We start from the raw sequence: 12,087 nt of genomic DNA on the forward strand, positions 1-12,087 counted from the left end.
CGGGCCTCAGCGCCGGTCGCGCACGGCATAGGCGGCCAGCACCAGGATGCCCCAGGCCAGGAAGCTGAACAGCGCCGTCAGCGCGACGATCTGGAACCGCTTGGGCTGGGTCGACCGCTCGGCCAGGGTCGGGCTGACATGGGCGGCGAGGTAGCGGCTCTGGCGGCGGGCCTCGGCGACGGCGCCGTTGAAGGCGGCCAGCGCGTTGGTATAGGTCTCCTGCGCGAATTCGAGGTCGACGATCAGGCTCTCGTACTGGCCCACCAGGTCGGCGAAGCGTTCCCCGTTGCCATTGGTGGTGGGGGTCGTGCCGCCGCCGAACTTCTCCAGCTCCTCCTCGATGCGCTGCTCGATCACGGCGAGGCGCTGGCGCGCCTGGACGACGCGGGGGTCATTGTCGCCCGCCGACTGGGCCAGCAGGTCCAGCTCGATCAGCGCCTCGGCCTGCTGGGTCTGGAGCGCGCCGAGGATGCCCATCTGGCTCTGGATCGAGGCGGCGGGGTCGACGATCTGGGTCTCGTTGCGGAAGCGGGTGATCGCCTCGCGGGCCGATTTCAGCGCCTCGACCGCCTCGTCCAGATCGGCCCGGGCGTTGCGGGTCCCGTCGGCCTCGGCGATGGCCGAGAGCGCGTTGATCATCTCCGAGGAGCGGTCGTAGACCGCCCGGGCGATGATCTGCGCGTCCTCGGGGGTGAAGGCCTGGACCCGCAGTTCCAGAAGGCCCGTGGTGCCGTCGTTGTAGACCTTGACCATGCGGTTCCAGTACTCGGTCAGGTCCTCGATCGTGCCGGGCGGGTGATAGGCGAAGATCGGGTCCTGCTCGGGCGGGACGCGGGTCCAGATCTCGCGCAGGTTCAGGTCCCGCTCGACCTGGCGGACCAGCTCCTGGCTCTGGATGAAGCTGTAGAGGATGTCGGTGTCCGACGACGACGAGGTGCCGCCGCCGCCCAGCAGGGTGCTGATGTCGATGGCGGTCGCCGTCTGCTCGGTATGGACCGAGAAGCCCACCGTCGAGACGTAGCGGTCGGCGGCGCGCTCGTACATGTACCAGCCGGCCAGCGCCGTGGGCAGGACCACCATCATCACGAAGCTGAGCAGGACGCCGACATGCCGTCCGCGCATCCCCGCCTCGATCGAGGGCGAAAGGGTCGGGGCCTTGTCCGGTGTCACATCTGTCATGGGGATCCGTGCAGGGGGCGCGCGATTGCGTTCTTCGGGCGCAGATATCATAGGGGACGCCGCGAAGACCAGCGGGGGTGTCCATGGCGCATGTTCGTATCCTCATGGCCACCCGCAACGGCGTGCGTCATCTGGACGCGCAGCTGGCCTCGATCCTGGCGCAGGATCACGGGGACTGGTCGCTCCGGGTTTCGGACGACGGCTCGCAGGACGGCACGCGCCAGAGGCTGGCGGACTGGGCCGCCGCCCATCCGGGGCGCGAGGTCCGGGTCTCGGAGGGGCCCGGGCGCGGCGCCGCCGCCAACTTCCTGTCGCTGATCCGCGAGGCCGGGGACGGGGGCGCCTGGCTCGCCCTCAGCGACCAGGACGACGTCTGGCACCCGGACCGGCTGACCCGCGCGCTGTCGATGCTGGGGCGCGGGGCGGGGGCCGGGGTCTATTGCAGCCGCACCGTCCTGGTCGACGAGGCCGGCCGGCCCCTGCGCGAGAGCCGCCGGCATCCGCGGGGGCTCGGCTTCGGCAACGCGCTGGTGCAGAACGTGATGGCGGGCAACACGATGGTGATCGAGCCGGTGATGGCCCGCGTGCTGGGCCGCACGGCGGGGGCGGCGCTGGCGGCGCGGAACGGGGCGGGCGTGGCGCATCACGACTGGTGGATCTACCTGCTCGCCTCCGGCATCGGCGCGCGGCTGATCCATGACGACCGGCCGGGGCTCGACTACCGCCAGCACGGGGCGAACGAGATGGGCGCCTCGGACGGGCTGCGCCGGGCGGGGGCGCGGCTCGGGATGCTGACCGACGGGCGCTGGTCGGACTGGATCGGCGGCAATCTCGAGGCGCTGGAGGCGGTGGCCGGCCGGCTCACCCCCGAGGCCCGGGCGCTGGCCGACCGCTTCCGCGCCTGGCGGGCGGGCGAGGGACGCTTCGCCGATCTCTACCGCGCGGGGGTGCGGCGGCAGACCCGCGCGGGCGACGCGGTGCTCTGGGCGATGGCGGCGACGGGGCGGCTGCGGGCCTGAAGCGGGATCGCCCCGGACAGGCCTGCGCCTCCGGCGGGGCGAACGGGACCCCGGGCCCGGGACACCCAAAGGGGAGCGCGCCCGGTTCTCCCCTCATCTCGCCGGAAATACCTCGGGGGGAGTCGCGCGCAGCGCGACGGGGGGCAGAGCCCCCCTCCGGACCGTGCGGCCAGGCCGCGCGGATGGCTCTCAGCGCAGCCCGATCAGCCGCTCGACCCTCTCGACCCCCTGCGCCACGAGGTCCGGGCGGCCCCGCGATTCCACGTTGAGCCGCAGCAGCGGCTCGGTGTTGGAGGCCCGCAGGTTCAGCCGCCAGTCCTCGAAGGCGAGGCTCAGCCCGTCGGTGTCGTCGCGCGACACGGCCTCCCCGGCCAGCGCGGCCTCGACGGCGGCGATCGCGGCGGGGACGTCGGCCACGCGGTTGTTGATCTCCCCCGAGGAGGGGAAGGCCGCGCGGCGGGCGCCGACCAGCTCCGACAGGGGCAGGCCGCGCCGGCTCATCAGGTCGAGCACCAGAACAATCGGGATCATGCCGCTGTCGCAGGCCATGAAGTCGCGGAAGTAGTGATGCGCCGACATCTCGCCGCCATAGACGGCGCCGGTCTCGCGCATCACCGCCTTGACGAAGGCATGGCCGGTCCTCGACTGGATCGCGCGGCCGCCCTGGCTGGCGACGATGTCCTGCGTGTTCCAGACGACGCGCGGGTCGTGGACGATGCCGGCTCCGGGCTCGCGCGTGAGGAAGGCCTCGGCCAGCAGGCCCACGACATATTCGCCGTCGACGAAACCGCCCTCCCGGTCGAAGAGGAAGCAGCGGTCGAAATCGCCGTCCCAGGCCACGCCCAGGTCGGCGCCGTGCGCGCGCACCGCCTCGGCCGTGGCCGGGCGGTTCTCGACCAGCAGGGGGTTCGGGATGCCGTTCGGGAAGCTGCCGTCGGGCTGGTGGTGGATCCGCACGATCTCGAGCGGGGCGCCCTTGGCCAGAAGTGCCTCGGCGATGGCGTCGAAGGTCGGGCCCGCGGCCCCGTTCCCGGCGTTGACCAGAAGCTTCAGGGGCCGCAGCGCGCCGATGTCGATGAAGGAGAGCACGCGCGCGACATAGGCCGCGCGCGTGTCCGAGACGTCGCGCATCGTGCCCCGTTTCGCATGCGAAACATCGGCCATCGCCTCGGCCTCCGCCCTGATCGCGGCCAGCTCGTCGGGCGTCAGCGGCGCGGAGCCCGTCTTCACCAGCTTCATCCCGTTGTAGTCCATCGGGTTGTGCGAGGCGGTGACGCAGATTCCCGCGTCGGCGCCCAGATGGGCGGTGGCGAAATAGACCTCCTCGGTGCCGCAGAGCCCGAGGTCCAGCACCTCCGCCCCCTCGGCCATCAGGCCCCGCGCGACGGCCTCGGCCAGCTCCTCCGAGGAGGCGCGGATGTCGCGGCCCAGCACGACCGTCCGCGCGCCCATCGCCCGGGCGGTGGCGGCGCCGATGCGGGCGGCGATCCCCGCATCCAGGTTGTCGCCCAGGCGGCCGCGGATGTCGTAGGCCTTGAAGCAGGTGAGCGGGGTCATGCGGGTCTCCGGCGGCGTGGGTCGCGGGCAGGGATAGGGGCGGGGATGCGGGGCGGCAAGCGGGGGCGGCGTTTCTTCGGTTCGGCCATGCGCCTTGCGCGGAACAGCATCGGCGAAGCCGATGCCGCGCGTTTCGCCGGAGGCGAACCTTCGGTTCGACGCCGGGCCGCCCCCCGGCCCGGCGATCTGGCAAGGCTGGGTGCCTAGACCGAAGGTCTTTCGGACCTGGCAGCCATAAATCGCATTGCTCCAGCGTCGGATCGCCGTGCCGCGGCCCGTCGATGCGCGCGCCCTATACCAGCCTCGGCGCAGTGGTCGCGGCCGCCTCCGCCGCCCGCCCTACACCACCTTCGGCGCCCGCTTCGGCCCGTAGGGCGCGATCGCCCGGAGCAGCGGGGCGCGCGCCTCCTCCAGCTCGGCCACGCGCGCGGCCTCCTCCTCGCGGAAGCGCTCTGCGTAGTTGGCGTTCTGCGCGGTGGCGATCCTGACGTGCTTGCTCGACACGGACCGGGCGCGGACCGTCATCTCCGCGCGTCCGGCATGATGGCCGATCAGCTTGAGCAGGTGGGCCGGGGGATGGGCGCAGTTCTCCTCGTAGCTCATCCGCAGGGGCTGGATTCCGGCGGCCTCGAAGATCACCTCCGTCGCGGTCTCGGCGGCGCGGATCCGGTCCATCGCCTGGCCGATCAGCCCGGGATCGTAGCGGAAGTCGTCATCGGCCGCCGCGATCCGCACCGCATCGGCCTGGGGCGCGTGGGCGAGGCCGGTCGCGCGCATCTTGGCCAGCGACACGGCCTGGGCGACGATGTCCCGCCGGATCAGCCAGACCGCCGGCAGCGCGCCGAAGCGGTCGAGGAAGTCCTCCTCGGAGGGGAAGGCCGCGCGGATCTGCGGATAGCTCACGGCCAGGCCCCAGACCCCGCCGCGGGCGCGCTTGCGCGGCAGCAGCTCGCAATATTCGTCGAGGCTGCGGGCGTTGTAGGCCTCGGCCGTGCGGCGCATCAGCCGGGGCTCGAAGCTCTGGACCGGGCGGCCGAGCTGGCCCGAGCCCGTCGCGATGTCGCAAAGCCAGCTCGCCCCCGAGCGCGGCGTGAAATGCAGCACCCAGCCCAGCGGCGCCGGCGCGCGGGCGAGGTCCTCGGCCAGCGCCTCGGTGTCGGGCGCGGGCGCGGCGGGGAAGCCGCCCGTCCCCGGTGCGGCGGGCGCCGGGGCGGCGGGGCGCAGGCGGCGGGCGAGGCGGTCGGGGATCAGTCGGCGCATGGCACGGCTCCTGGCTGGGGCATGAGGGCGGCGCGGATCGGGGCGGCCTGGTCCGCCTCCGCGTCGAAGGGGATCGGGTGGCCGTTCGGCGCGGCGCGGAGCGCGGCGCCCTGCGCGCCGATGTCGAAGCCCAGCACCGGCAGGCCGGTGGCCAGCGCCTCATGGGTCACGAAGGAGAACGTCTCGGGCCAGATCGAGGGCACCAGCCAGTGGGTGATGCCGTAGCGGCGGACCAGCTCGGGGATCTCGGGCGCGGCGTAGCCGCCATGCACCTGCACCGCGCGGACCAGCGGGCGCGCCGGGTCGGCCTGGCCCAGCACGACGACCCGCGTCCCCGCCCGGGCCAGCGCGTCGATCACGTCGGCGCCCTTGTGGTGGTTGATGTTGCCCAGCACGCCCAGCACCGCGTCCTCAGGCCCTGTGGCGCGGGGCGGGTCGGCCACGGCAAGCCGTTCGGGATCGGGCAGCGCGTGGGGCCGGACGGTGATGCGGGCGGGATCGAGCCCGGGGAAGGCATGGGCGAGGATCGGGCGCCCCGCCTCCGAGAACAGCACCACCTTGTCCGCCGCCGCCATCAGCCGCCCCCATTCCGCCTGCCACTCGGCCACCGAGGCGCGGCCCGCCCGGTGGGCGGGATCCTCCGCCTCGGGGCCGACGGGGCCGCGATAGGCCCCGTCGGCCCCGAGCAGCGTATAGGACGGAGAGACGGGGAACCAGTCGTGCAGCAGCACCTCCAGCCCGTCGCCGTGCCGGCGCAGCCGCAGCAGAAGGCCCGGCAGCGCCATCGGGTCCGGGTCGCCCACGCCGCAGGAATAGACGAGGTGGCGCCGCGGCAGCAGCGCCAGCAGGGCCGCGACCTGGTCCGCGTCCTCGGTGGTGCCGCCGGTGATGCCGGTGGGAGCGTGCAGCTCCAGCTGCCAGCGGGCGGTGCCGCCGACGCGCAGCACGACCGCCGGGCGCCCGCGGGCGAGGTCGCGGCCGATGCGGCGCTTCAGCCACATCTCCGCCCCGCCGCCCAGCCAGTGGGCGAGGTAGACCGGCACCACCTGCGCCACCGCCCCCGCCCAGGCCAGCCCGGCCATGAGGCGCGCGCCGCGCAGCGGGTCGTCGGAGAGAAACTCCTGCACCTCGGCATCGTAGGCCGGGTAGCGCGCCATGATGGTGCGGTGGTTCCGCGCGATCAGCCGCAGCTTCGTCTCGGAGCCGAAGCTCGACCCGCCGCGATGCTCCACGAAGAGGGTGCCGAGGCCCAGATGCACGCCGCCCAGGGCGCGGGTCTTCTGGCACCAGTCGACCTCTTCGCCGTAGCCGGGGCCGAAGGCCTCGTCGAGCCGGGGGACGCGGGCCAGGAACTCCCCCGACAGGGCCATGCAGAAGCCGACGCCGGTGGGCATCGGCGCGGTGGTGACGGCCGCGCTGCGCAGGGCCGCGTCGATCCGGTCGGCGGCGCCGGGCGGCAGGTCGGCGCGCACGCAGATGGTTGGGACGGTGGTGATCTCCGCATCGTTCGAGAGCGGCGTGACCGAGGCCACCGAGGGGTCGGCCAGCGGCGCCAGCAGCCGCGGCAGCCAGCCCTCGGGCACCAGCGCGTCCGAGTTGAGCAGGACGACCGGCCCGTCCTCCCAGCCCGCCTCCTCGCGCGCGGCGAGCGCCGCGTTGACGCCGCCGACGAAGCCGAGGTTCCGTTCGGGCTCCAGCAGGCGGCTCTCCTGCGGCAGCGCGGCGAGGCGCGCGCGCAGCAGCGGGCGGATGCGCGGGTCCTTCGAGCAGTCCTCGACGGCGATCAGGCGCCAGCGGCCGGTGGTGTGCTTCTCCAGCCGGTCGAGGCAGTCGATCAGCAGGTCGTGGCCGTCATGGACGGGCAGGACGATGGTGGCGGGCGGGGCCTCGGGTGGCGGAGGCCCGGCGAGCGAGGGCAGGCCGGGGGGCAGCGGGCCGAAACGGTCGCCGCCCTCGAGGTCGAGCATCCGCTTGACCGTGCCGCGGTGGCGCGGGTCGCGCGTCACGGCCCAGCCCGCCACGGCCGGGACCAGCCGCACCATCCGCCAGCCGAAATCCGCCATCCGCCCCGCCCGGACCAGCGCCGGCGGCGGGAAGCGCAGGGCCAGCGGCGGCCCGTCCCCGGCGGTCAGCGTGGCGGCGGGCGCCTCTCCGTCCTTCAGCGGCAGGGCCAGCGAGAAGGCGCCCTCGCCGCCCTCGGGCCGGTCGACCCGGGCGACGCGCTCGCCGATGCGCAGCTCGACCCAGGGCGCGCGCGTCCGCCCTGCGACGGCGAGGCGGCGGCGCTCCCGCAGGACCCGCTCCAGCCGGCCGGCCGGCTTGCCCTGCCCGTCGCGCAGGGTGGCGCGGGCGTTCAGCGCGGCGACGCCCGGGCGGGCGCGGTCGAAGCGCTGGAACAGCCCTTCGAGGCGGCGCAGCCAGGTCAGCATGCGGCGGGGCCCGATCCCTGATCCGGTCCCTGGCCCGGTTCCTGTGCCGCCCCGCTCTCCAGCGCGGCGCGGCTGAGCCAGTCCAGCGCCGTGGGAGAGAGCGCGTCGCCATAGGCCAGCGCGGGCGCGGCCGGATCGTCGGCGGGCGCGTCGGAGAAGAGCGCGACGCCGCCGGTGAAGGCGGCCTCCAGCGCGGCGTTGTCGGCGGCGAAGCCTTGCCGGAACGCCTCGGCCTCCGCCGCCGAGGTCCAGAGGCTGCGGCGGGCGAGGGTCGCGCGCGTCTCGGGCGGGACTGCGGCCTCCAGCGCCTCGACGCGCTCGCGCAGGGCGCCGCGCCCGTGCTCCGTGCCGTTGAGCGCGCGCTTCAGCACGACGAGATCGGGCAGCAGCCCCTCGTTGCGCCGCGGCGGGCGGGGCAGGTCCCCCGCCTCGACCCCGAGCGCGGCGCAGAAGGCCCCGGCCACGTCGCCGGAGGCCCTGAGCGCGTCGAAGCCCAGCACCAGCGGGTCGGGAAAGACCTCGGCCCAGGCGCGCAGCTGGCCCAGATAGTCGAAATGCCACCAGTGCTCGGCCCGGAAGGCGGCGAAATCGCCCCGGTAGCGGGTGGCCTTCACATGTTCCTGGTAGAGCGAGGCGGCATAGCCGTCCTGCCGGCGCAGGGTGACGAGGATGCGGGCGGGGCCCACCAGGTCGCGCAGCCCCGCGATCCAGGACCGGCGCGCGGCCCAGTAGGCTTCGGGGTCCGTGGGGGGCTGCGCCTCGGCGGGGATGTCGAGATGGCGCCAGAAGGATTCGGCGCTGATGACCGTCAGGGGGCGCTTGGCGGCGCGGTCACGGACGGCCTCGAAGAAGCGGCGGGCGGTAGCCGGGTCGATGTTGCGGTCGCGCCCCGCCAGCCCGTTGACCGCGCCGATATGGGCGTAATGCGAGGGCCGGTCGATCAGCCGGTAGTCGGGATACCAGAGGCCCCGCTTCGACAGCGCCGGGGCGTTGCGGCGCAGGAAGGTCTGCACCGAGGTCGTCGCCGTCTTGTGCGTGCCGACATGCAGGACGAGGGTCGGGGCGGAGGACGGGGAAGGGCGGCGCATGGGCGGCGGGTCCGGAAGGTCTGGCGCGGCCGCCACGGGCCGTCGGCGCGGCTTATCGCGCCGGACCGGGAAGCGGAACCCGAAAAGGGCCTGCCGCGCCGTGCCCTCCGGGCACCTGCGCGGGCCGTCCGGAGGGGGGCGTGCCGTCCGGCGTCCGAACGTAAAGAACTGCGAGCGATGCGGCCCGTCGCAGCCGGATCAGAGCGGCCTTCGAGCCATGCGCCCGGCCTCGCCGGGCCGCCTGTGCGGTTGCCGGCGCGGCGACGGCGAAGCTGCCGGAGCGCGCGGGGGGCGCCCGCTCAGCCCTTCTTGCGCCGGCGCGTCGCGCTCTCCAGCGCGGTGGCCAGTTCCTCGATGACGCGGTCCCGCAGGCGGTCGAGCCGCGCCGGATCCACCGGGCAGAGCCGGTCGATCCGGTTGAAGTTCTTGCGCCAGGGCCCGGTCTCGATGGCCTCGTAGTCGATCCCCTCGAAGGCCAGCCCGTGAACCTCGCGCAGCCACAGAAGGTCCGGCGCGCCGTGGTCGATCTTGCGGGCGATATCGTCGTACAGGCGGGGGCGGGCATGGCCCGGGGTCGCCTGCTCGGCCTGCTTCAGCGCATCGAGGAAATGCCTGGTGTCGCGAGTGAATTTGGCGTTCTCGCGGGGGTGGGCATGGAGGCGGTAGTTGCGCAGCAGGTCCATCCCCTCGGCGCTGAGCGTCACGTTGGCGTCGCGTGGGGCCGCGTCCGGCAGGGTCGCGCCCTCCAGCATGTCGGTTGCGAAATGTGCGAGGATATCGCCCTCGGGAAAGCGGGCGCGGTCGTAGACATGCAGCCGCACAGCTCCCGGATCGGCCAAGTGCCCGACCACGGCCTCGATCGCCGGGCGGTAGGGGATCGTGGCGGCGGGCTTGATCGCATGCGAGGCGACCAGCACCTGGCCCGCCATCGACAGGTACCAGTCCGAGGGGCGGCGCAGATAGGCCACCGCCTCGATCCGGGTCGCGCCGATGCCCTGCAGCTTCTTGCGCAGGAGAGCGGCGGGAGCAGGGCCGCTCAGCCCCCAGAGGTTCTCGGCCGAGAACACCAGTGTCCGCACCCCGTCCCGCGCGCAGGCCTCGCCCACGGTGCCGAGCCAGCTGTCGCAGAGGTCGGGCGTCTCGCCCGCCCGCTTCAGGCTGTGGCGCACGAAGCGGGGCAGGTCGCCCGGCGGGACCAGCCCCGCCATCAGCAGATTGTGGCTGTGCGGGATGATCGGCGCGCGCGGATAGAGGATGCCCTGCTCCAGCAGGGATTCACGCGCCCGGCTCAGACCCTTCTGCAGGGCGGTGGAGCCGGATTTGGACATGCCGAAATGGACAATGGTTCTCATGCGGGATCTTCGTGGTCGGGCGTGGCCGGATGTGCCGGCGGAACGTGATCGCGGGCCCCGCGGCGGGGCGGGCGCGCCTCGCGCCTCGCGGGACTCCTCTTATGTGAAGGGGCCGTGCTGTCCAACCGCGCCATCCCGCCCCGGCTGGGCAGCTCCGATCGAGCGGCCCCGGTCAGGCAGCCCTGTCCGCGATGCGCCGGTCGTCGAGCGCCAGCAGGATCAGCGAGACCCCGTTCGAGATCAGCTCCACCGCGAGGACCACGCCCGGCACGATCACCGCCGAGGCCGGGAAGCCCGCGAGGATCACCGCCGCGAGCAGGATCGAGACCACGCCCGAGGCGATCATCGCGACCCGCGTCCGCCCGCGTTCCGCGCCGAAGGCATAGACCAGCCGGAAGCCGCCGCCGAGGATCAGCAGCAGGCTGAAGAGCAGCGTCAGCGACAGCAGCCCCCGCAGCGGATCGAGCAGCAGCACCACGCCCATGACGACGAAGACCAGCCCGAGCGCCAGCCCCACGAAGAGGGCGGTGCGGTCGCCCCTGTTGCGGAACGCCGCCACGCAGGAGATCGCGCCGATCGCCACGAAGGCCCAGGCGGCGATCAGCTCGGCGGTGATCGAGGCCACGAACGGGTTCATCAGCGCCAGCCCCCCCGCGATCAGCGAGAGCACCCCGAGCGCCATCCAGAGCAGCCAGCCATTCATGTCGGTTCTCCCGCCGGGTCCCATTTCGGAGGGTCAACCCCGCGGCCCCCCCTGCGGGTCCATCCCGGCGCCCGTCCCGGTGCCGCGGGGATCGGCGCTTGGGCGCTGCGCGCCGACGGGCCCGCCCCCGTGCTCCGTTCGTCCGTCATGGCCCCTCCTCCCGGGAGCCGCACAGGGCCAAATCAGTGCCCCAAGAAACCGTACACCGGGGGAAGGCCCTGCCGGGCCTCGCCCTCGCGGGACCTTCGCGGGGCGACATGAGTCGACGATATCATCCGGTGCCCGGGATCCGAGGCGAAGGCGAGGTCGGCATCCTGTGGGGGCCAGGCGCGGTCGTGACCGCTGTCGCGGCTGATTGCGAGCGCCTTTCAGGTCGAGCCAGCTCTCGATCCGGACCAGTCGACGGGGGCTCGGCCCGAAGAAGCGTCAGGGCGCGTCGCGCGACCCTGGCACAGCATCCCGGAGCCAGTCCCGTCGCGTCGCACGTCCCCCCTTGCCCGGCGGCGCTTCTTCCCGCCGGACCCAGCGCTTCAGGGCGTCTTGCCGTCGATCGCGCGGCTGAGCTTTCGCGCCAGGATCTCGATCTGTTCTTCGCTGAAGCTTACGAGCGACGGATCGTCGGGGTCGCGAAACCGGGCGATCGCCTCGTCGAGCTCGGGAATTTCGTAGGCTTCGCCAGCGTCCAGTCTTTTGTTCACAGGGGACACGATCTTGCGCATCCGGTCGAGGAACGGATCCAGTTCCGCGCGGCGGATCGCCGGGTTCTCCGACTGGATCTCCGGGAGCTGGTTGCACAGCGGGTTGCTGATCAGTGCCGCAGAACGCTTTCCTAGATGTTTGTTGAACGCGCGCTGCAGGATCATCTCGCCGGTGGTCATGGACCGGTTCACCACGGAATAGGGCGCGGTCTCCAGGGTTCCTGTGGGCAGCCCGAGCCAGGCCTCGAAGATGGGCAGGAGCTGCTCGCGATGACGGCTGTAATTGGACAGGGTCAACTGCAGGTCCAGCCGGTCGCAGATCTTGATGAGGCGCATCACCGAGGTGGGGCTGGAATATTTCGGAAGATAGTCCTTCAGATCGCCTGTATAGCCCGATCTCTTGATCTTCTGCTGATATACCGAGACCACGTGGTCGAGCGGATCTCGTATGAAGCACAGGATGCGTACCTCGAAGCCCTGCTTCCGAAGAGCGGCGAGATCTGCCAGTCCTTCCCTTTTCCGGAAATAGCGGAACATGCCTTCATTCGAAAGCAGCAGCGTATCCGCACCGTCCATCAACGGCGCTGCCTCTGTGACGTGTTCCACCAGGGACCCGTGATCGACATTCACGTTGCCCGATGTGATCCGGCCTTGCCGTGCGGCAGTGAAGCTTTCGAGGAGGTCGGGATACGATATTCCGTTGCGAGCGAGCACATCCTGCGACAGGGCCAGAACCGACTGTATGTAGCTGCTGCCAGTCTTGCCGTGACCAACGTGGAGATTGAGTGTCTTCATGTCTTTC

General features: G+C 72.7%; 9 protein-coding genes. 1 reads left to right on the plus strand and 8 read right to left on the minus strand.

Going from position 1 to position 12,087, the window contains the following annotated elements:
- Positions 1-6 precede the first annotated feature (6 nt).
- A complete protein-coding gene (locus DR046_RS16325) occupies positions 7-1,179 on the minus strand; it encodes a KpsE/RkpR family capsule polysaccharide export protein (protein ID WP_115383460.1) in 1,173 nt (390 codons plus the stop codon).
- 83 nt (positions 1,180-1,262) lie between these two features.
- On the opposite strand from DR046_RS16325, the gene DR046_RS16330 reads away from it, so the two are divergent.
- Positions 1,263-2,198: a glycosyltransferase gene (locus tag DR046_RS16330; protein ID WP_115383461.1), complete on the plus strand. Its 936-nt coding sequence runs from the start codon at positions 1,263-1,265 to the stop codon at positions 2,196-2,198.
- Between the two features lie 189 nt (positions 2,199-2,387).
- On the opposite strand, the gene DR046_RS16335 is transcribed toward DR046_RS16330, so the two are convergent.
- The 7 genes from DR046_RS16335 to DR046_RS16365 form a co-directional block, all read right to left on the minus strand.
- On the minus strand, positions 2,388-3,755 hold the full coding sequence (locus tag DR046_RS16335) for a phosphohexomutase domain-containing protein (RefSeq protein WP_115383462.1): 1,368 nt from the start codon (positions 3,753-3,755) through the stop codon (positions 2,388-2,390).
- A 339-nt stretch (positions 3,756-4,094) separates the two neighbouring features.
- Positions 4,095-5,015, minus strand: coding sequence for a Stf0 family sulfotransferase (locus DR046_RS16340; RefSeq protein ID WP_115383463.1), 921 nt, complete (start codon positions 5,013-5,015; stop codon positions 4,095-4,097).
- Positions 5,003-7,444: a glycosyltransferase gene (locus DR046_RS16345; protein ID WP_115383464.1), complete on the minus strand. Its 2,442-nt coding sequence runs from the start codon at positions 7,442-7,444 to the stop codon at positions 5,003-5,005. Before DR046_RS16345 ends, DR046_RS16340 begins: the two co-directional genes overlap by 13 nt.
- Positions 7,438-8,532, minus strand: a complete 1,095-nt coding sequence (locus DR046_RS16350) for a hypothetical protein (RefSeq protein ID WP_115383465.1) — start codon at positions 8,530-8,532, stop codon at positions 7,438-7,440. The genes DR046_RS16345 and DR046_RS16350 overlap by 7 nt, the downstream gene beginning before the upstream one ends.
- Positions 8,533-8,831: 299 nt before the next feature.
- Entirely contained in the window at positions 8,832-9,884 is a 1,053-nt protein-coding gene (locus tag DR046_RS16355) for a hypothetical protein (RefSeq protein ID WP_115383466.1), read from the minus strand.
- Between the two features lie 172 nt (positions 9,885-10,056).
- Positions 10,057-10,587, minus strand: a complete 531-nt coding sequence (locus DR046_RS16360; RefSeq protein WP_167767147.1) for a DUF308 domain-containing protein — start codon at positions 10,585-10,587, stop codon at positions 10,057-10,059.
- 530 nt (positions 10,588-11,117) lie between these two features.
- A complete protein-coding gene (locus tag DR046_RS16365; protein ID WP_135227317.1) occupies positions 11,118-12,080 on the minus strand; it encodes a hypothetical protein in 963 nt (320 codons plus the stop codon).
- Between the last annotated feature and the right edge of the window lie 7 nt (positions 12,081-12,087).

The organism is Jannaschia formosa, assembly GCF_003340555.1.
Classification (GTDB): Bacteria; Pseudomonadota; Alphaproteobacteria; order Rhodobacterales; family Rhodobacteraceae; genus Jannaschia; species Jannaschia formosa.

Excerpts from the sequence above, each read along its gene's own strand:
- DR046_RS16365 (WP_135227317.1), bottom strand. The coding sequence starts at position 12,080 with ATGAAGACACTCAATCTCCACGTTGGTCACGGCAAGACTGGCAGCAGC.
- DR046_RS16350 (WP_115383465.1), bottom strand. The coding sequence starts at position 8,532 with ATGCGCCGCCCTTCCCCGTCCTCCGCCCCGACCCTCGTCCTGCATGTC.
- DR046_RS16355 (WP_115383466.1), bottom strand. The coding sequence starts at position 9,884 with ATGAGAACCATTGTCCATTTCGGCATGTCCAAATCCGGCTCCACCGCC.
- DR046_RS16330 (WP_115383461.1), top strand. The coding sequence starts at position 1,263 with ATGGCGCATGTTCGTATCCTCATGGCCACCCGCAACGGCGTGCGTCAT.
- DR046_RS16360 (WP_167767147.1), bottom strand. The coding sequence starts at position 10,587 with ATGAATGGCTGGCTGCTCTGGATGGCGCTCGGGGTGCTCTCGCTGATC.
- DR046_RS16340 (WP_115383463.1), bottom strand. The coding sequence starts at position 5,015 with ATGCGCCGACTGATCCCCGACCGCCTCGCCCGCCGCCTGCGCCCCGCC.
- DR046_RS16325 (WP_115383460.1), bottom strand. The coding sequence starts at position 1,179 with ATGACAGATGTGACACCGGACAAGGCCCCGACCCTTTCGCCCTCGATC.
- DR046_RS16345 (WP_115383464.1), bottom strand. The coding sequence starts at position 7,444 with ATGCTGACCTGGCTGCGCCGCCTCGAAGGGCTGTTCCAGCGCTTCGAC.
- DR046_RS16335 (WP_115383462.1), bottom strand. The coding sequence starts at position 3,755 with ATGACCCCGCTCACCTGCTTCAAGGCCTACGACATCCGCGGCCGCCTG.